The 18,596-nt window shown below is 69.9% G+C and carries 21 protein-coding genes and 2 tRNA genes; 10 read left to right on the top strand and 13 right to left on the bottom strand.

The window, feature by feature from the left end:
- Positions 1 to 3: 3 nt before the first annotated feature.
- Positions 4 to 609 carry a helix-turn-helix domain-containing protein gene (locus ACFYPA_RS17525; protein ID WP_359313801.1) on the bottom strand — a complete coding sequence of 202 codons (606 nt, stop codon included), beginning with the start codon at positions 607 to 609 and terminating at the stop codon, positions 4 to 6.
- An 87-nt stretch (positions 610 to 696) separates the two neighbouring features.
- Between ACFYPA_RS17525 and ACFYPA_RS17520 the strand changes: the two genes are divergently transcribed.
- Complete coding sequence (locus tag ACFYPA_RS17520) at positions 697 to 1,332, top strand: NAD(P)H-binding protein (RefSeq protein WP_359313804.1); 636 nt, start codon at positions 697 to 699, stop codon at positions 1,330 to 1,332.
- Between the two features lie 22 nt (positions 1,333 to 1,354).
- Here the strand turns inward: ACFYPA_RS17520 and ACFYPA_RS17515 are convergent, their stop codons facing one another.
- From ACFYPA_RS17515 to ACFYPA_RS17480, 8 genes are all read right to left on the bottom strand, one after another.
- A complete protein-coding gene (locus ACFYPA_RS17515) occupies positions 1,355 to 2,410 on the bottom strand; it encodes a UDP-N-acetylmuramate dehydrogenase (protein ID WP_359313806.1) in 1,056 nt (351 codons plus the stop codon).
- A 69-nt stretch (positions 2,411 to 2,479) separates the two neighbouring features.
- Positions 2,480 to 3,916: an MFS transporter gene (locus ACFYPA_RS17510; RefSeq protein ID WP_359078273.1), complete on the bottom strand. Its 1,437-nt coding sequence runs from the start codon at positions 3,914 to 3,916 to the stop codon at positions 2,480 to 2,482.
- 121 nt (positions 3,917 to 4,037) lie between these two features.
- Positions 4,038 to 4,586 carry a helix-turn-helix domain-containing protein gene (locus ACFYPA_RS17505; protein WP_359078909.1) on the bottom strand — a complete coding sequence of 183 codons (549 nt, stop codon included), beginning with the start codon at positions 4,584 to 4,586 and terminating at the stop codon, positions 4,038 to 4,040.
- A 118-nt stretch (positions 4,587 to 4,704) separates the two neighbouring features.
- Positions 4,705 to 5,133: a MaoC family dehydratase gene (locus ACFYPA_RS17500; RefSeq protein WP_359313809.1), complete on the bottom strand. Its 429-nt coding sequence runs from the start codon at positions 5,131 to 5,133 to the stop codon at positions 4,705 to 4,707.
- Entirely contained in the window at positions 5,133 to 5,585 is a 453-nt protein-coding gene (locus ACFYPA_RS17495; protein ID WP_359313811.1) for a MaoC family dehydratase N-terminal domain-containing protein, read from the bottom strand. The genes ACFYPA_RS17500 and ACFYPA_RS17495 overlap by 1 nt, the downstream gene beginning before the upstream one ends.
- A gap of 109 nt (positions 5,586 to 5,694) precedes the next feature.
- On the bottom strand, positions 5,695 to 5,859 hold the full coding sequence (gene rpmG, locus ACFYPA_RS17490; RefSeq protein ID WP_003956487.1) for a 50S ribosomal protein L33: 165 nt from the start codon (positions 5,857 to 5,859) through the stop codon (positions 5,695 to 5,697).
- A 90-nt stretch (positions 5,860 to 5,949) separates the two neighbouring features.
- Positions 5,950 to 6,022 (bottom strand) — tRNA-Met (locus ACFYPA_RS17485).
- A gap of 46 nt (positions 6,023 to 6,068) precedes the next feature.
- Positions 6,069 to 6,141 (bottom strand) — tRNA-Thr (locus ACFYPA_RS17480).
- A 279-nt stretch (positions 6,142 to 6,420) separates the two neighbouring features.
- Here ACFYPA_RS17480 and ACFYPA_RS17475 point away from each other — a divergent pair.
- Together ACFYPA_RS17475 and ACFYPA_RS17470 are read left to right on the top strand one after the other, a co-directional pair.
- Complete coding sequence (locus ACFYPA_RS17475; RefSeq protein ID WP_359313813.1) at positions 6,421 to 7,698, top strand: amidohydrolase family protein; 1,278 nt, start codon at positions 6,421 to 6,423, stop codon at positions 7,696 to 7,698.
- A gap of 34 nt (positions 7,699 to 7,732) precedes the next feature.
- Positions 7,733 to 8,389, top strand: a complete 657-nt coding sequence (locus ACFYPA_RS17470; RefSeq protein WP_359078266.1) for an SDR family oxidoreductase — start codon at positions 7,733 to 7,735, stop codon at positions 8,387 to 8,389.
- Positions 8,390 to 8,469: 80 nt separating this feature from the next.
- Here the strand turns inward: ACFYPA_RS17470 and ACFYPA_RS17465 are convergent, their stop codons facing one another.
- Positions 8,470 to 8,919 (bottom strand): DUF523 domain-containing protein, encoded by a 450-nt coding sequence (locus tag ACFYPA_RS17465; protein WP_359313816.1) that lies wholly within the window; start codon positions 8,917 to 8,919, stop codon positions 8,470 to 8,472.
- Between the two features lie 381 nt (positions 8,920 to 9,300).
- Between ACFYPA_RS17465 and ACFYPA_RS17460 the strand changes: the two genes are divergently transcribed.
- Positions 9,301 to 10,059 carry a hypothetical protein gene (locus ACFYPA_RS17460; RefSeq protein ID WP_359313818.1) on the top strand — a complete coding sequence of 253 codons (759 nt, stop codon included), beginning with the start codon at positions 9,301 to 9,303 and terminating at the stop codon, positions 10,057 to 10,059.
- Between the two features lie 249 nt (positions 10,060 to 10,308).
- Here the strand turns inward: ACFYPA_RS17460 and ACFYPA_RS17455 are convergent, their stop codons facing one another.
- Positions 10,309 to 10,974, bottom strand: coding sequence for a YdcF family protein (locus ACFYPA_RS17455; RefSeq protein WP_359313820.1), 666 nt, complete (start codon positions 10,972 to 10,974; stop codon positions 10,309 to 10,311).
- Entirely contained in the window at positions 10,971 to 11,765 is a 795-nt protein-coding gene (locus ACFYPA_RS17450; RefSeq protein ID WP_359313823.1) for a GntR family transcriptional regulator, read from the bottom strand. Before ACFYPA_RS17450 ends, ACFYPA_RS17455 begins: the two co-directional genes overlap by 4 nt.
- 740 nt (positions 11,766 to 12,505) lie before the next feature.
- Between ACFYPA_RS17450 and ACFYPA_RS17445 the strand changes: the two genes are divergently transcribed.
- From ACFYPA_RS17445 to ACFYPA_RS17420, 6 genes are all read left to right on the top strand, one after another.
- The gene (locus ACFYPA_RS17445; protein ID WP_359313826.1) at positions 12,506 to 12,811 is read left to right on the top strand and encodes a hypothetical protein; all 306 of its coding nucleotides are present in this window, start codon (positions 12,506 to 12,508) and stop codon (positions 12,809 to 12,811) included.
- On the top strand, positions 12,808 to 13,095 hold the full coding sequence (locus ACFYPA_RS17440; RefSeq protein WP_359313829.1) for a DUF6303 family protein: 288 nt from the start codon (positions 12,808 to 12,810) through the stop codon (positions 13,093 to 13,095). The genes ACFYPA_RS17445 and ACFYPA_RS17440 overlap by 4 nt, the downstream gene beginning before the upstream one ends.
- Entirely contained in the window at positions 13,092 to 14,096 is a 1,005-nt protein-coding gene (locus tag ACFYPA_RS17435; RefSeq protein ID WP_359313832.1) for a DUF2637 domain-containing protein, read from the top strand. The genes ACFYPA_RS17440 and ACFYPA_RS17435 overlap by 4 nt, the downstream gene beginning before the upstream one ends.
- Complete coding sequence (locus ACFYPA_RS17430) at positions 14,093 to 14,431, top strand: RRQRL motif-containing zinc-binding protein (RefSeq protein WP_359313835.1); 339 nt, start codon at positions 14,093 to 14,095, stop codon at positions 14,429 to 14,431. Before ACFYPA_RS17435 ends, ACFYPA_RS17430 begins: the two co-directional genes overlap by 4 nt.
- Positions 14,432 to 14,504: 73 nt before the next feature.
- Positions 14,505 to 16,106 (top strand): hypothetical protein, encoded by a 1,602-nt coding sequence (locus tag ACFYPA_RS17425; protein WP_359313837.1) that lies wholly within the window; start codon positions 14,505 to 14,507, stop codon positions 16,104 to 16,106.
- A 1-nt stretch (position 16,107) separates the two neighbouring features.
- A complete protein-coding gene (locus ACFYPA_RS17420; RefSeq protein WP_359313840.1) occupies positions 16,108 to 18,192 on the top strand; it encodes a hypothetical protein in 2,085 nt (694 codons plus the stop codon).
- Between the two features lie 16 nt (positions 18,193 to 18,208).
- Here the strand turns inward: ACFYPA_RS17420 and ACFYPA_RS17415 are convergent, their stop codons facing one another.
- Entirely contained in the window at positions 18,209 to 18,460 is a 252-nt protein-coding gene (locus tag ACFYPA_RS17415; RefSeq protein WP_359313842.1) for a hypothetical protein, read from the bottom strand.
- Positions 18,461 to 18,596: the final 136 nt, after the last annotated feature.

Below are 18,596 nucleotides of genomic sequence, written 5' to 3'. Positions count from 1 at the left end.
GCGTTACCCCGTGAGCCCGGTCAGCAGTGCCCGGGCGATCGAGGCGGCGAAGTCGTCGAGGGACTGGGGAGGCCCGCCTGCCCCCGTCGCGTCGTAGGCGAAGGCCCGCTGGGCGCAGGCTCCCAGCAGCAGGGAGGCGGCGGCGTACGTGTCGCTGTCGGCCCTCACCCGGCCCGCGGCCTGTTCGGCGCGCAGATAGGCGTCCACGCCGCGAATAGGCATGTGGGGGCCGGTTCCCAGCTCGCGCATCGCGGCGTCGTGGCGTTCCTTGAGCCGCGGCTCGGCGTAGAGGGACGCGGCGATCGGGAAGCTCTGCTCGTAGAAGAGGGCGGCCTCGCGGGCGATATCGGTGAGATTGCGCTCCACCGTCCGTTCCCCCTGCCGCGGGTCGGCGATCAGGCGCTTCAGGATGCCGTCGACCTTGGGCAGCCGCTCCTTGAGGACCGCCACGAAGAGCTCTTCCTTGCTGCTGAAGTGCTTGTACAGCGCGGCTTCCGAGCAGCCCGCGGCCCTGGCGATCTCCTTGGTGGTGGCGCGGGCCAGCCCGATGGTGAGCATCAGCCGGTGGGCGGCGTCGAGGATGCGGGCGCGGGTCGGCTTCTGCTCCATGTGCACTCCAACGAAGCTTGACGCATGGGTGAGTATCCGCTCACTCTAGAGGTGAGTGAATACTTACCCACCTTGGGAGGGTGTGCCATGAAGCTCACAGTGTTCGGCGCGACAGGCGGCATCGGGCAGGAGATCGTCCGCCAGGCGGTGGCGGCGGGGCACGAGGTGACGGCGGTGGTCCGCGATCCGGCGCGGCTGCCGGTGCCGCTCTCCGGCCTCACGGTCCACACCGCGGCCCGGATCGATGATCCGGAGGTACTGCGTGAGGCGGTCGCCGGCCGCGACGCGGTCCTCTCCGGCCTGGGCGCGAAGGGCCGGAAGCCCGACGGGGTCGCCGAACGGCTGACCCGTAGCGTCCTGACGGCCATGGAGGCGGAGGGGACACGGCGGCTGCTCGTGGTGAGCGCGGCCCCGGTCGCCCCGAAGCCCGCGGACGACCCCTTGCTCGACCGGATGATGCGCTCGGCGATCGGCGCGATCCTGAAGGAGGTCTACGCGGACCTCGCCGCCATGGAGGCCGCGTTGGCGGCCTCGGCCACGGACTGGACGTCGGTGCGTCCCCCGAAGCTCACGAACGGTCCGCTGACCGGCGTCTACCGGACGGTCGTCGGCTCCAATCCGCGCAGCGGGCGGTCCATCTCCCGGGCCGACGTGGCGCACGCGATGCTGGCGCTGACCGACGACCCGGCGACGGTGAAGCAGGGGGTGGGCGTGGCGTACTGAGGGGGCGCCCGTACGGCTCGCGCTACAGGCACACGCCGACGGTCACCGGTTCGTTGACGAGCGTGACGCCGAATGCCGTGTGCACCCCGGTGACGACCTCGCGCGCCAGGGCCAGCAGGTCCTCGGTGCTCGCCGCGCCCCGGTTGGTGAGGGCGAGGGTGTGTTTGGTGGAGATACGGGCCGGCCCGGAGCCGTATCCCTTGGTGAATCCGGCCCGGTCGATGAGCCAGGCCGCCGAGGTCTTGGTGCGTCCCTCGCCCGCGGGGAAGGCGGGGGGCGTGACGTCCGGTCCGAGGTGCTCCGCCACGCGGGCGAGGAAGGCCTCGAACTGTGCGGGGTCCAGGATCGGGTTGGTGAAGAAGGAGCCGGCAGACCAGGTGTCGTGGTCTGCCGGGTCGAGGACCATGCCCTTGCCGGCGCGGAGCCGGAGCACGGTTTCGCGGGCGGCCGCGGCGGGAACGCGTTCACCCTCCTCGACACCCATGGCGCGGGCCGTTTCGGGGTACTTGAGGGGCGCGGACAGACCGCCCGCCTCTTCCAGCCCGAAGCGGACGCGCAGCACCACGAACCGGTCGGGCTCGGCCTTGAAGCGACTGTGCCGGTACGCGAAGGCGCACTCGGAGTTCGGGATGGTGACCGTTTCCCGGGTGTGCCGGTCGTAGGCGACGACCTCCGTGATGGTGGACGACACCTCCTGCCCGTACGCGCCGACGTTCTGGATCGGCGTCGCCCCCGCCGAGCCGGGGATGCCGGCCAGGCATTCGAGGCCCGCCAGTCCGGCCTCCACGCTGCGGGTGACGGCGTCCGTCCAGACCTCTCCGGCGGCCAGTTCGAGCGCCGCACCGTCCAGCACGAACCCCTTGGTCGCGATGCGCAGCGCGGTGCCGTCGAAGCCCTTGTCGCCGATGACCAGGTTGCTGCCGCCGCCGATGATCAGGAGTGGGGTGCCGCTGTCGTCGGCCTCGCGCACGGCCTCGACCACTTCGGCGTCGGTCGTCGCGGTCAGGAGGCGGGTGGCGGGGCCGCCGAGCCGGAAGGTGGTCAGGGGGGCGAGGGGCGCGTCGTGGAGTTCCTGCACGGGGACAAGAGTACGGTCCGCGCCCCCGCCGTCAGGGCGGGGCCGCGGACCGCATCCGCGTGACATCGCTCAGGCGGCCACGGAGACCCGCGGCTCCTGCTGTTCCGGAGCGGACTCCGGGACCGGAGCGTGGCGGCGGCCCGGGATCAGCAGGGCCACGAGGGCGGCGAGTGCCACCACACCCGCGCCGATCCAGACGGCCGGCACGGTCCCGTCCGTGAAGAACCGCGGGGAGCCGAGGCCACCCTGCGCGGAGAAGACGGTGGCGAGCACGGCGACCCCGAGAGCTCCGCCGACCTCGCGCAGGGCGTTGTTGGCGCCGGAGGCGATGCCCTGCTCGGAGGGGCGGACGCTGGACATCACGAGGCTGGCGGCGGGTGCGAAGTACATGGCCATGCCGATGCCGCTGACGATCAGGGCGGGAAGCTGGGCGGTGTAGGAGACATCGGGCGCGAGGACCATGGCGAACAGGCCGAGACCGGCTGCCTGGAGCGCGAGCCCCGCCACGACGATCGGACGGCCCCCGAAGCGGTCGGCGAGTATGCCGGCGACCGGGGCCACCAGCATCGGCATACCGGTCCAGGGCAGCATCCGCAGTCCGGCCTCCGTGGGCGAGTAGCCCAGGGCGCCCTGGAGGAACTGGCTGAGCAGGAAGATCGATCCGAACATCCCGAGGAACATCAGCATGCCGGCGATGTTGATCCCGAAGAACGCCCGGTTCCGGAAGAGCCGCATGGGGAGGATCGGCTTCTTGGCGCGGAAGCCGTGGTGGACGAAGCCGCCGATGAGCGCGGCGCCGGCGATGAGGGAGGTCAGGACGGTCGGGCTGGTCCAGCCCTCGGCATTGGCGTTGACCAGCCCGTAGACGATTCCGAAGAGACCGCCGCTGACCAGGAGGGTGCCGGGGACGTCGAGCCGGGCATCGGGGGCGGAGGACTCGGACAGGCGCATCCGGGCGAGCGGCAGCAGGACCAGTCCGATCGGGACGTTCAGCCAGAAGATCCACTGCCAGGAGATGTGTTCGGTGAGGCTGCCTCCGATCAGCGGCCCGCTCGCCACCGCGAGTCCGGTGACGGCACTGAAGATGCCGAGCGCCGTCCCGCGGCGGGCGGGCTCCACGGCGGCCGTGAGCAGGGTGAGGGTCAGCGGCATCATGATCGCCGCGCCGACGCCCTGGACCGCGCGGAAGGCGATCAGCTCGTTGATCCCGGGCGAGAGGGCGGCCGCGGCGGAGGCGCCGGTGAAGACGGAGAGGCCGATGAGGAAGAGCCGACGGCGGCCGAACCGGTCACCGAGGGCGGCGCCGAACATCAGGAGCACGGCGAAGGTGAGCGTGTAGGCGTTCACCGTCCATTCGAGCTCTTCCAGCTCCCCGCCGAGACTCTCGCGAATGGACGGCAGGGCGGTGGTGACGACGAGGTTGTCGAGGGCCGCCATGAAGCCGGCGACGCTGGTGATGCCGAGGGCCCATGCCGCTCCGGTGCGGCCTGTCCTGTGCTGGTTCACTGCTCCCCCTACGGGTTAGTTATTGATGACTAACTTTCTTGGGCAGAAAACCGGGCCGAGCCCGGGGCGGTGCTGGTCGAGGTGGTGCCGGCCAGAGAGGTGCTGGTCGAGGTGGCGCCGGTCAGACGGGTGGCCTGGCCGATTCGTAGAGGCCGCCCCAGAGCCGGTGATCCGCCGGGTACCCGAGCGCGGTCAGGGTGTTGGCGAGCATGCCGTACGCGAGGAACGTGGTCGCCTCGCCGGGGCCTCCCCCGAGCGTGTGGTCGATGTCGTCGAACAACCGCAGCCAGCCGGCTCGTAGCGACTCGCCGAACTCGTGGTCCCCGGCCGCCTCCGCCGCCGCGACGGCCGCGTACGTCTGCATCTGCATCAGCAGCCGGTCGGGGTCATGGAGGATCAGGCGCTGGTAGGCGGCAGCCATGGCGTGCAGCGCGTCATCGCCCTCGAGCCCCTCGGCCGCGTCCGCGAAGACCTGGCGGGTGTCCGCCAGGCACCGCTCCGCGGCGGCCAGGAACATGGCCTGCTTGTTCGAGAAGAGGCGGAAGAGGTACGGCTGCGAGACGCCCACCCGCTTGGCGATCGCCTCGGTGGACGTGGCGCTGTACCCGCCGCGGGCGAACTCGGTGATCGCCGCACGGATGACGCTCTCGCGCCGCTCGTCTGCACTCATCCTTGCCATGCCCGTAAGTTAGTACTCAATCACTAACTTAGTCAACCGGGGCGCCCCACTCGAATACGTAAGGGGCACGGCCCGAAGGACCGCGCCCCTTACACAACTCCTCGCGGCGTCAGCCGAGCTGCACCACGGCGCGGGACATGCCCAGCACCTTCTTGCCATCACTCATCGCCGTCAGGTCGACCCGCACCCGCTTGTCGTCCAGCAGGGCGGCCACCTTGCCGCTGACCTCGATCAGCGCGCCCTTGTCGTCGTTGGGCACGACGACCGGCTTGGTGAACCGCACCCCGTACTCGACGACCGAGCCCGGGTCGCCGGCCCAGTCCGTGACCACACGGATCGCCTCGGCCATGGTGAACATGCCGTGGGCGATCACGTCCTCGAGACCGACCTCGCGCGCGAACTTCTCGTTCCAGTGGATCGGGTTGAAGTCGCCCGAGGCTCCCGCGTACTGCACCAGCATCGCGCGGGTGACCGGGAAGGACTGCGGCGGCAGCTCCGTACCGACCTCGACCGAGTCGTAACTCACCTTCGCCGTCATCACGCCTCCTCGGCGCCGCGCGCCACCAGCTTCGTCCACGCCGTCACGACCAGCTCGCCGGACTCGTCGTGGACCTCGCCACGGACGTCCACGATGTCGTTCCCCGCCATGGACTTGACCGCCTCGATCGTCGAGGTGACCGTCAGCCGGTCCCCCGCCCGTACCGGACGCACGTAGGCGAACTTCTGGTCACCGTGCACCACCCGGCTGTAGTCCAGACCCAGCTGCGGGTCACGCACCACCTGCCCGGCGGCCTTGAAAGTGATCGAGAACACGAACGTCGGCGGCGCGATCACATCGCTGTGACCGAGCGCCCCGGCCGCTTCGCGGTCGACGTACGCCGGATTGGCGTCACCCACCGCCTCGGCGAACTCTCGGATCTTCTCCCGGCCGACCTCGTACGCCGGGGTGGGCGGATAGGTCCGCCCCACGAAGGACTGGTCGAGCGCCATGAGCTCGCAACCTCCTGATGGAAAGACGAAGGGGCCGCAGTGCAGCTGCGGCCCGCTACAACGACACGAGGCCGCCCCCAATGGGGACGGCCTCGTGTACGAGCCTGATTCAGCGCGTTTCGCGGTGCGCAGTGTGCGAGTTGCAGCGCGGGCAATGCTTCTTCATCTCAAGTCGGTCCGGGTTGTTACGCCGGTTCTTCTTGGTGATGTAGTTCCGCTCCTTGCACTCCACGCAGGCCAGCGTGATCTTCGGGCGGACGTCGGTGGCAGCCACGTGAGTGCTCCTTGGACGGACGATGGACGGATGAACGCAAAAAAAAGAGTAGCCGATCGGAGGACCGACCCCACAATCGGCTACTGTTAGTAGCGGTGACCGGACTTGAACCGGTGACACAGCGATTATGAGCCGCTTGCTCTACCGACTGAGCTACACCGCTTTGATGACTGAGTCCCCCCGCCGAAGCGGGGTTTCCCGATCACCAGAGCCCCAATGCGGAATCGAACCGCAGACCTTCTCCTTACCATGGAGACGCTCTACCGACTGAGCTATTGGGGCGAGCGATGAAGACATTACACGGTTGGTCGCCGATCGCCCAAATCCGTTTCGAAGCCCCATCCCGAGCCCTTGATCAGCACCGCTCCGGACCCCCGCCCCGCACCTCTCCGGGCCCTTGATCAGCCACTCCTCCCTCCCCGGCCCCGCACGTGAACCCGAGTCCCCCGCGCACCACGGGACCGCGCCGGTACGACTATTTCGCTCCTCCTCGAACCGGGCCGGGCGCACCCCTAGGCTCGTCTCACTCTGCGTGATCTTGTCCCCCTCCCAGGAGCCGTCATGTCCGACAGCCAGCCGCGGCAGCCGGACGACCACGCGGCCGGCGCCACGGGCAGCCCGGAGAGTTCCGCGCTGACGCTCTGCGGCGCCCGTCTCGCCGATGGCCGCATCGTGGACGTACGGCTCGGCGGCAGCCGCATCGAGGCCGTCGGCACCGCCGGAAGCCTCGTCGCCCCCGGCGCCCGCGTGGACCTGCGCGGCCATCTGCTGCTCCCCGCCCCCGCCGAACCGCACGCCCACAGCGACACCGCGCTCACCGCCGACGACGCCGGATCCGGACCGCCCGGGCCCGCCTCGCAGCACCCCGACGATGTCCAGCGGCGGGCCACCGAGGCGGCGTTGCTGCAACTGGGCCACGGCGCGACCGCGCTGCGCTCCCATGTGCGCATCGGCGACGTACAGGGCCTCGGCGCCCTGGAAGCTGTTCTGCAGGCCCGCCGCTCGCTGCGCGGGCTCGCCGATCTGACCGCGGTGGCCGTCCCCCGGCTGCTCACCGGCGTCGCGGGCTCCGGCAACCTGGCGATGCTCCGCGACGCGCTGAAGATGGGAGCCGGCGCGGTCGGCGGCCGCCCCGACCTGGACCCGGACCCCGCGGGGTACGTGGAGGCCGTCCTGGAGGTCGCCGCCGAGCACGGCTGCCCCGTCGACCTGCACACGGACAGTGAGGATCCAGCCCGGCTGGCGCGGTTCGCGGCGATGGCGGGCGGGATGCGGCAAGGGGTCTCCATCGGGCCCTGCGCCGGCCTCTCCCGGCTTCCCGACGAGGTTGCCGCCCGCGCCGCCGACCAGCTCGCCGCAGCCGGTGTGACGGTCGTCTGCCTCCCCCAGGGCGGCTGCGGCGGGGCCGAGCGCCGGGGCGTCGCCCCCGTACGGCTGCTGCGCGCGGCCGGGGTGCGGGTCGCGGCGGGCAGCGGGGCGCTGCGCGACCTCGACAACCCGGTGGGCCGCGGCGACCCGCTGGAGGCCGCCTTCCTGCTGGCCTCACAGAGCGGGCTCCGGGCCGAGCACGCCTACCAGGCCGTCTCCACGGAGGCCAGACGCGCCATGGGGCTGCCCGAGGTGCGGGTGGAGGCGGGCTTCCCCGCCGAGCTGCTCGCCGTGCGCGGGGAGCGACTGGCGGGGGTGCTGTCGCTGGCGTACAGCCGCATCGTGGTGCACCGCGGCCGGGTGGTCGCCCGGACCAGCGCGGTGCGCGAGTACTGCGACTCCGAGACGGACGGCTCGTTCGGACTGCCGCGTCAGGGGAGACCGGATTCCGGGTCGGGCGGCGGGCCTTGAGCACAGCGGCGCTCCGCGGCGTACCGTCGACCTCATGCGCATTGTCATCGCAGGTGGACATGGTCAGATCGCGCTGCGGCTGGAGCGGTTGCTCGCTGCGCGCGGAGACGAGGCTGCGGGCATCATCCGCAACCCGCAGCAGAGCGAGGACCTCCGCGCCGTGGGCGCCGAACCCGTGGTCCTGGACCTCGAGTCGGCCACCGTGGAGGAGACCGCCGAGGTGCTGAGAGGCGCCGACGCGGCGGTCTTCGCGGCCGGCGCGGGTCCCAACAGCGGCACGGACCGCAAGGACACCGTGGACCGGGGCGCCGCGGTGCTCTTCGCGGACGCGGCGGAGCGGGCGGGGGTGCGGCGTTACGTCGTGGTGTCGTCCATGGGCGCCGACCCGGACCACCCCGGCGACGAGGTGTTCGACGCCTACCTGCGGGCCAAGGGGGCGGCGGACGCGTACGTGCGCTCCCGCACGGCCCTCGACTGGACCATCCTGCGTCCCGGGATGCTGACCAACGACGCGGGCAAGGGACTGGTCCTGCTTGCCGCGTCGACCGGGCGCGGGCCGGTACCGCGCGACGATGTGGCGGCGGTGATCGTGGAGTTGCTGGACACCCCGGCGACGGCGGGCCTGACGCTGGAACTGATCTCGGGCAACGTCCCGGTGTCGGTCGCGGTGAAGGACGTCGCGGGAAACTGACCCCGCTGCCGCGTCACCGTCCGCCCCGGCCGGTCCCCGGTCCGCTGCGGTTCATTCCGGCCGGGCCCGCTCCGCTCGGGTCAGTCCCCGGTAGCGGGCCGGACGGTGACGCCGTGCCGCTCCAGCAGGGCCGCGGTGACCCCGTCGCCCTCGCGCAGCCGGCCGGCGAACGTACCGTCATAGACGGTGCCACGCCCGCAGGAAGGGCTGCGCGCCATCAGCAGCGCCTCGGTGCAGCCCGCCCCGCGCGCGGCCTCCAGCGCCCGCCCCGCGCCGTCCAGGAACGCCTCGGTCACATCGCACCCGGTGTCGTCCACGACACGGGCCCGGCCGTCCAGCACATCGTGCCCGTCGCCGCCGACGATCTCGGCGGGACGGCGGGGCGTGGGCAGTCCCGCGGCGACCTCCGGGCAGAAGGCGACGGGCCGTCGCCCGGCAAGGGCGGCGGTCATCTCCTTCGACGCCTTGCCGCGCCCGTCGAACCGGCAGGGAACACCCCGCAGACATGCGCTGACCAGTACGGATTCCACGCCCACACCCTTCGTCGCGGCCCAGCGTCGCACAACAGAGAAGGCCCCCGTCCGAAGGACGGGGGCCTTGCTATGTGGCGGCGCCAGGGTTCGAACCTGGGTAGGCTGAGCCGGCAGATTTACAGTGGGCTCAGCTCAGTTCCTGTGAGCTGTGGTTTCTCCACTTTCAGGCGCTTGTGGGGGACGCCTGGGGGAAGCGTTTTGCACTCATGTCAGCACCTTTGCCACCAGCCGCGGTAATCAGCCTCCTCGTACAGGACGCGTCACAGCCCTGCACCACCTGGACCGACAACCCTTTGCGGATGACGGGCTTGGCCACAACTTGGTCACCGATCGGCAACTGCCACGCGAAGGTGGGCATCTTCCGACAAGCTCGCCACCATGTCAGCCCCAACTCAACACGATGAAGTGCGCACGGTGTACCTCCGCTGCCGACTCGGCAAGAGCGAGCTCAACCGCCTTTTCAACCAAGCGGCGGAGGGCATCTCCGCCAACTCAGTGGTCGTCTCTACTCAACGAGACAGCAGCCGCTATAGCGCAAACAGCTTGGCCGACCTCGTCGACCACGTCCGCAGCTCCAACGCAAGCGGGGACCTGGATGCATGGGGCAACCTCGCATTCGAAGCAGACGACGGCACGGGCGCCAGGAAGATCACGATCAAAGCGGACACCGAGCGGGTCGAGGTACAGGTGTCGGGGCACGACGCCACCTGGGTGCACGGCCAAGGTGCTCGTATCGAGCTCCTCCTCAAAGGGGCCGACGGGCGGATAGCAGGCGACCCGGCGGTCAGGGAGGCACGGAAACGCAGCTTCCTCATCGCAGTCCTGTCATTCATTGCGAGTGCTACGGCAATCTTTGTGGGTATTCCCTTTCAGAAAGAGCAATACCCGCTAGTGGAATTTCCGCTACTTTGGATCCAGCTTGGAACAATGGCGGCTCTTCTAGGCTTGTTCGCAGTTTCCTCAAAGATTATCAAAAGGGCCAACCGCGCAGTGCTCGCACCCACGACTGAAGTGTCGCACGGCTCCTGGTGGAGTCGAGCCTCAAGCGCCGACAAGATCGCCCTCTCCGCGCTGGTTTTCACGGTCGGCTCCTTCATCATCGCTGCCGCCACTCTCGGTAAAGACTTTATGAAGTAGATAGCCGCGCGAGAGCGGTAACAGACGGGCAGCATCCGAAGCTACGGAGGACAGTAATCTAGGTCGAGACCCCCCTCGGAGCCTCCTCCATGCCCTCCGGCACCCCCACCTTCCACCTACACACCGCGGAACGGTCGTACGGCGCACCTACCACGCCGGAGATTGAGCGCCCCCGCCGCACCAAGCCCCATAGCAGTGGGCTCGGTGCCCGCCTCAGGCCCTGGGGGGCCACCACCTCGACGGCAAGACTCAATACACCCGCAGGGCGTTCGAAACGAGTCGACTCGTGAAACCCGCGCCGCATAGCCGCTCGAACGCCACCACTACGTCTGCTGGAACCAACTGACTGATAATGAATCCTTGTTTCGGATATTCCAACAGGCGCTGAAGAGCGCCGACAAGCATGGCGAATACGAATTGAGCATCTCCCATCGTGTCGATGTAAGCATCGAATGTAATCGGCGTCGACGCACTAATAATCTCGACCTCGGGCCACAGCTTGCGCGCAGTCGCGTAGGCCCGCCGTTCCTCGTACGGCTTACTAATCAGCATCACCGACGCGACGTCCACGCCAGCCTCTTCGAGCAGGAGCCTTGAGAAGCGGATGTTCTCGCCGGTGTTACGGGCCTTGGGCTCCACGAGTACCGCAAAGTCCGGAACCTCCAGTTCAAGTGCACGTTCGCGGTAGTGCACCGCCTCTCCGCGGGGCATTCGACCCTTGGTGGTAGGGCTCGTGGCTCCGGTGAAGACAATGAGCGGTGCCATGCCCCGTTTGTAAAGGTCCGCCGCGGTGTCGGCCACGCTCAGATCGTGGCTGCCCAGGCCGATCGCCACTGAGCACGGCCGCAGCTCGTGGTGCATCTGGTGGTAGTCCCACAACACTCGTGCGTCCGCCCAAGACTGCTCCGAAATCACTGCTCCACCTTTCCGGCCTGCGCCGAGTCGGGCACCTTGAAGTCGTACTCCCACGCGAAGCGGGACGCCGCGTGGACGCCGATCGCGAACTCCACCACCGTGCCATCGGCCGTGAACGTGGTGCGGTGCAGCTCGACTACCCATTCGCCGGCGGCCAGCTGCAGGAGCTTCGCCTCGTCCGACGTGGGGACGCGCGCGAAGAGTTGCTCCTTCATGTGGTCGATTTCGTAGCCGGCGTCATACAGGACGCGGAAGCCCCCGCCGCGGCCGGCGGGGCCCGGTGTGGGGTCGACGATGCGCGTGCCCTCGACGTGCTCGGGACGGTAGTAGCTGGTCAGGGTGTGCGTCGGCTGGTCGCCCTCCTTCACCAGCCGGGCTCGCGCGTAGACGTCCGCACCGGCTGGCAGGCCATGCGCCTCCGCAACGGCCGGCGGAGCTTCGACGAGGGAGACCGTCTGCGTCTGATCTCCCCGGCGGTAGGCCCGGTCTGTGGCAACCCGGTCAGCGATGAACGCCACCTGGTCGCCGTCGCGCCACTTCGCCTTGTCGTACCGGGCAACGCCGAGCCGCTTCAGCGGTGTCTGCCGACGCACGACCGTCCCGTGCCCACGCGATGACGCGACCAGCCCTTCGGCCTCCAGCGCCTTGTACGCCGCGTGAACCGTGGACTTAGAGCCCTCGCCAGCCTCGACAAGCTCTCTGATGTGCGGCAACTGCTGGCCAGGGACGTACTCGCCCGACCTGATCCGAGCAGCCAGCGCGTCGGCGAGCTCTCGCCATTTCGGTGCCATTCCAGCCTCCTTTCGACCCGCCCAGTCAAACACAGTCCCAGGACTGTTGACAGTCCTGGGACTGTGGGTGCATTGTCTCACTAGCGGTCACGCAGTCCCAGGACTACAAGCCTCGGGAGTTTGTTCTGCGTGCCTGCTCGCACCGCCCGGAGGGCTCCGTGAAACGGGTTCTAAGGAAGCGGCCGTTCATTGAGAACTGAACAGCGTGCCAAGGATCGCCGCCTCTCCTGTGCCTCAAGCAGGCGGCAGCGCCGGACACCACCCCGTGTGCTCAACCGCATTACTCGACCACTTCGCAGTGCCCATGACCGCTGCGGCCGGTTGCCTCCTCCGCCCGTCCGGCCCTCATCTCAGGGCTGTACGGGCGGGGCTGAGGGGAACCGGATGGCCCGGAACCACGAGCGGCACCCCGGGGGCAACCGGGGTGCCGCGAGACAGGCACCTATGTAGGAGGCACCTGTGATCAGCAGTCTGACAGAGCAGGAACGCGAAGCACTCTCCAAGAAGGTCAGCGAAGCCAACCGCCGTTCCACCGGCGGGTCCGGTCGCTGAGCATGCACCGCCCCGAATCACGGCGTGAGGCTGCCGGATCGAATCTGGCCCGGGGCACTCGCCGCCAGCTCTGGCGGCCGGGCCGGCCACATGACGTGGCAGCCCATCCCTGAACGGCGCGCGGCCCCGGTGGTTGGACACCGGGGCCGCTGTTTTGGGCCGTCCATCGACTAAGGAGAAAACGACCCATGAAGACCATCGTTGCTGGTCGCGAGCCTGTTACCGCGACCGAGTTCATCGAGCTGGCTCTGGGGATCGACCTGGAGCTGTTCACCGGTTCGGCCACGGAGTCCGCGATGGAGCGGACCGCGCGGCTGGACGTCGCCCACGAGGTCCTCGCGGACCTCCGCGAGAGCGACCCGGAGACCGCGGCCTACGCCGCGAGCCTGCTGCGGACGCTCCCGCTGAAGACGCCGAACTGCCGGCGCCCGCGCCGTACGGTCCGCCGTCCGGCCGCGCGGGGTGTCAGCGCCGGTTCGGCGGTGGCCGCATGAAGGAGCACACCGCGCAGATGTCCATCCGCGGCGGCCGGTGGTGCCTGTACGTGGCGCTGATGAATGCCCCGGGCTCGCAGTGGCCTGACCACTACTTCGGCCGGTCGGCCCAGGTGCCCACGGTGGCCGAGCGTTCACGTGCGCTTGCCGCACTCGGGTTTGTGTTCGCGGGGGACGCCGAGTGGGAGTGGACGGAGTACAGCGAGACGCCGGACGACGACACGTCGCAGGTGCGGTTGCTGGCCTCAGTTCGGGTGCGTTCACGAGACGGGGGCGCGCCGTGAACAGTGTTCAGATCCGTTCAGCGGAAAGGGCGTTGTCCGTTGGCACGTGGCTGATCGTGGGCGGGGCGATGCTCTTCTCCATCCTCACGGTCACGCCCCTCATGGAGAAGCACACGCCCGAGGGGTGGAAGTGGACCGCGCCGATTCTGCCTCTGGTGGTGGACGCCGCAGTCGTCATCGTCGTCCGCCTCGATGCCGTACTGGCCCGTCTCGGTGGGCACGGTGGCCGGTGGCCGATCGCGCTGCGGTGGATGACCGGCTGCATGACCCTGGCCCTGAACGTGGCCGACTCCGCACTGAGGAAAGAGCTGGTCGGAGTGGCCGTCCACGCGGTCGCGCCGCTCCTGCTCATCGTCACCGCGGAGACCGGTCTCGCCTACCGGCAGGCCATCACCGCCGCCCTGACCGCACAGGAAGCCCGGCAGAAAGCCGAGCACGCCGAGCGCGAGCACGCCGCCCTGGAGCGCCGTGAGGCGGCCGAGCGGCGGGCCCGTGAGGAGCGCGAGCACGCCGCCCAGTTGGTGCGTGAGCAGCGTGAGCACGAAGCGCTTCTGGCCCGTGAACAGACAGCGCGGGAGGAGGCGGCGCGGCGTGAGGAGCGTGAGCGGGGCGAGGCCCGGGAGCGTGCCGAGCGGGAGGTTCGTGAACGCCGTGAACGCGAGCGTGAACAGCAGCAGGTAGAGCGTGAACGCCTCGAACGAGAGGCTTCCCAGCGCCGTGCTGCTGAGCTTCGAGAGCGCGAGCAGCGTGAACGCCGTGAAGAGGTCGAGCGGCAGGAGCGGGCTGAGCGTGAACGGACCGCACTCCTAGCGGCCGGCCCCGCTACGGAGAAGCAGGAAGAGGAGCTGGCCCGGGCCACGGCCCGCGCTGCGTTCGAAGCCGGGCTGTCGGTGCGGGCCGCGGCCGAGTTGACCGGCTGGTCGGTCGGCTGGATCTCCAGCCGCTACCAGGAACTGCGCGACAACTCGGCAACCCGGACGCTTGAGGGCGCGCACCAGTGAGCGTCCTACCGGTCTACCGGTGGCGCCTCGCACCGCCCGGCTACGCAACAGTCCGCCAGCTCCGAGCTCAAGGGCTGCGGCCGGGCGGGCAGGACGTTGCCGCTGTGCTGGAGCGCCCGCGAAAGCGACGGGGCCCGCTGGTCGCCTACCTCTACCGCATCGACCTGGCCAAGCCGGTGCGGCCGATGACCCCGGCCCGGTGGGCGGCGCTCACCAAGGCGAACGCCGCCCAGCAGGTCTGCCCGAACTGCCACCAGGACGCCGGATACCGCATTCCGACCTCGCTCGGCATGTGCGTGACCTGCGCCTATCCCGAAGAACAGTGCGCCGCCTGAAAGTTCGCAGGGCCCGGCCCTCACCACCACAGATCCGGCCGGGCCCCTAACTCCGCGAAGGAGTGCACTCAGCATGGCCGACACCACCATCACCCCGGTAGTGGCCCCCGAGGCCGCACCGCACACCCCGCCCCCGGCATCCGAGGCCAAGCCCGCGCGAGGCGCCCCCGGGGCGGAGCACACCCCGGGCGGCTGGCCGGTCGTCCCGCTCGCGGTGACCGGCACCAACGCCACCACTTCCCTCCTAGCAGCCGCTGCATTGGTCGGAGGCCCGGCCGCTCTGGCGGTCGCCGCCACCGGCGCCGTTGTGCTCGGCACGGCCGCAGCGGCCCGCAAGCACCGCGACAAGAAGAAGCCCCGCAAGGCCACCGGTCGCACGTCCCGTGCCGGGGCCGGTACGGGATCGGCCGGCCAGACCTCCGGCCGGAGCGGATCCAGCCGGAGCGGATCCGGTCGGGTGCCGGGCCAGAGCCGTAACGGGCACGTCAGCACCAGCAAGAGTGCAGGTCGCGGCCAGGAGAAGTCCGGCCGCGGCGCCGCCGGTTCGCTACTCAGCTCCAGCAAGTCGAGCCGTCCGAAGATCAGCCCGAAGAGCAGCCTGGACACCCTCCGTAAGACGTCGGCCAAGCACGCTTCCGCCGGGGCTGCCCCGGGGAAGCCGCCGGGCCGTGTGGGGCAGGTCAAGGCGCTGCGGGAGTCGGCGCGCACCTCGCCCTCGTCTCGGTCGGGTTGCCGGTCCGAGACCACCGGGGCGCGTCGCTCTCTGGCCGATGCCCGACGGGGTGCCAAGACCGCGGCCCGGTCCGCGTCCATGGCGCGTAAGGGGCCGATCGGCCAGTCCGTGAGCAAGGCCGCAGGCCGGGTCGGTGCGGCCAAGGGCAGAGCGATCGAGCGCAACCGCCAGGCCCGCGACCAACGGGCCGCCGGGACGGTCGCCGCCCGGCGTGACGACGTGCGTAAGGCCCCGGCCCGAAAGAAGGCCCGCAAGGCCCTTCGGCGTTCCGCCGCCCGGTTCCACGGGCGGCGCCTGTTTGCCGCTCTGCTCGCCGGGGCCCTCGGACTCATCGGGATGGTCTCCACCCCGTTGGGCCGGAAGCTCGGTTGGGCCTGGCTCCAGTACCCCGGGCGCCGCCTGTACGCCCGGATGACCCACGCCGCCGAGGAACAGCGCAACGGCAGGGACGACGCCATATGCGCCGCCCTGCAGCAGGACGAGGCCGCCGCCGACCAGGCGGCGGCAGAGAACACAGAACAGATCAGCGATACGGCCGAGCGCCCCGAGGGGCTGACGCCGGCGGCACCCACCACCACCCCGGATGAGGGAGAGAACGTGTCTGGTTTCCGGTTCGAGGAGTACGCCGCGGAGATGGAAGCCGCGGCCGGTCAGTACGACCCCGAGAGCGCCATGGAGATCCTGGCCATGGTCGAGGGGCTCCCGGCCGCGCTCACGAGCGTGGCGAATGTGATGCGGGTCCTGGCCGAGCGGGCCGACAGCGAGTTTCCGCTGGAGAAGGAAGTCGCGGACGGCTTCAACGACATCTTCGGCGCCGTCATGTCCGCGGTCGCGGTCGCCGAGGACATGGGCCCGTTGTTCCGCCAGTCGCACGAGCAGGACATCGCCCGCCACGAGGACCCGCGCAACGGGTCCGAGGCCGAGAAGGGATGGAACGTCTGAGATGACCGCCACCACACAGGCCAGCACCGGGCCGGTGTGGGACTGGGCTGCCGGTCACGGACCCGTGACCGGCGCTCTGTCCGCCACCACCGGCGCCCTTGCAGTTGCCACCACCGGGGCCGCCACCGGCATGCCGCCCGGCTGGGCCCTGACTGTTGGTGCGGCCGGCGCGATCGGCCACACCATCAGCAGCCTGCGCGAACGCCTCTCCGCCCGCACCATCGCGATGCGCTCCGCCTCCTGGCTGGTCGGCGCGGGTTGGACCACCTGGGCCATGACCACCGGGCCCCTCACCTGGGCAGCCCTCGGATCCCTGGCCACGATCGGCGTCGGGATCGGGGCTACCGCCCGCTCCACCCTGCTCTACGAGGAGGCGCGGGAGCTGGAGGCCATCGCCGCCGATGAACGCCAGGTCAGCCGTGAGCTGTCCGCCGAGCGCCGGGCGATCGCTGCGGAGTGGGTTGATCGAGTGCAGCGGGTCTGCAACATCACGCTGCGGGTCCTCGCGGTGGAGATCTGGCCCACCGGCACCGGCTTCACGATCGACGCCGAACTCCCCGCCGGCGGAACCACCTACGACCGGATCGCCCAGCACTCCGCAGCGCTGTCGGCCGATGCCCGGCTGCCGCACGGCTGCACCGCAGTTGCCTCGCAGGGCATCCACCAGGGCCGGGTCCTCATCGACGTGACCACGGTCAACGTGCTCTTCGAAGAGCGCACCTACCCCTCGGACTACAGCCCGTTGTCGATCTACACCGGGATCCCGTGGGGGTATCGCACCAACGCCGAAAAGATCTGCGTGTTCCTGCGCGAGCAGTGCGCCCTGGTCGTCGGCCCCACCGGGTCCGGCAAGACCAACATGGTGCACGTCATCCTCGCCGGGTTCGCCCGCACCACCGACGTCCTTACCTGGGTGATTGACCTGAACGCCGGATCCGTCGGCCTGCCCTGGGCCCGCCCCGCACTCGACGCCAACGGGGCCCCGATCGAGGGAGTGCGGCCGGGCGTTGACTGGCTTGCCTCTACGCACGAAGAGGCCGCGCGGATGCTCGATGCCGCTCTGGCGATCGGCATGCGCCGCAAGGTCGCCTACCAGGACCTGATGGCCGAGCGGAACACCGACCAGCTCCCCATCAGCGCGAAGATCCCCCAGATCATGCTGGTCGTCGACGAGGGCGCAGAGATCCTGACCAGCACCGACCGGGCTATGAAGGACCTCGCCAAGAAGATCCTCGAAGTGATCCGCATGCTCCGCGCCATGGGTATCCGCACCGTCCTCACCGCGCTGGGTGCCACAGGGTCTGTGCTCGGAAACCTGATGATCCGCCGCGAGGCCAAGGCCCGGGTCTGCCTCACCGGCGGGGAAGTCGAAGGGATGGACCTGAGCAAGGTCTTCCCCGGCTCCCGGGGACTCCGCCCGGACCAGGCCCCGTACAAGGGTGCCGGGTTCATGGGAACGCCGGAGTCGGCTGCGGCGCTGTTCAAGAACTGGCGGATCCTGCCCAACCAGATCCGCGACATCGTCCTGGCCACCTCCGACATGCACCCCACCCTGGACGCCATTTCAGCCCAGGCTGGGGGCGACGACTATGCGAAGCGGTGGGCACCGGATCGCACCGAGTGGATGCGGGACACCGACCACGCTCCGGCCGCCGCCGGAGCAGGCGAGCAGCCCAGCGCCGGCGGACTGAATCTGTCCGCGCTGCGGACCGGCCAGGAGTCGCCGGAAGAGGCGTTGGCCCGGAAGTTCCGGGAGCAGATCGACGCCGAGTTCGGCACCGCCCCCGATCCTCAGCCCGGGGCGGAGCGTCCGGCCGGAACGGGGCTGAACCTGTCCGCGCTGCGTCCGGAGAACAACGCCGCCCGCCAAGCCGCGCTCCAGGTCCTGATGGCGGCCGGCGCCGAAGGCACCGGGGCCTCCGCGATCGCCCGCGCCCTGGCCGACGAGCACGGCACGACCCGGCAGACGGTTGCCGGGTGGCTCAAGGAATGGGCCGAGAGCGGCGAAGCGGTACGCGTCGGAGAGGGCACCAAAACCCGCTACGTCCACCACCGGTACGCGTCCGACCGCCCCGCCGAGGACTGAGCCTCAGCCGGGTCGGCTACTCCCAGCCCATGTTGCGGGCCACCATCTCCCGGGCCCGTTCCAGGTCAGCGGACGTGGATTCCAGAGCCCACTCGTCCAGCCGTGCCAATAGGTCGGTCAGCGCCTGCTTCTCCGCACGGTGGCTGACCGGGAGCTTGTCGAAGTCCAGCTCCATCAACCAGTGGAAGAGCACGACCACGTCGGCCTGCCAGAGAGAGAACTCGGCATGGGAGTCAAGGTCCATTCGGCCGGTCGCGTCGTCGTTCATCCCTCGACGATACGGCCGGAGAGAAGGCCCGTGACCGCGCCCCGCCCTCGCTTGTCGCCTGCGCCCCAGAAAGGGCCCTGGACGGGTCTGTGAGGGTCGAAAACGGCTTGTGACCTGCAAGGCGACAAGCGACAAG

The organism is Streptomyces sp. NPDC005775 (assembly GCF_042871565.1).
In the GTDB taxonomy this organism is placed as follows: Bacteria; Actinomycetota; Actinomycetes; order Streptomycetales; family Streptomycetaceae; genus Streptomyces.
This window is presented reverse-complemented; position numbering and strand designations above follow the sequence as displayed.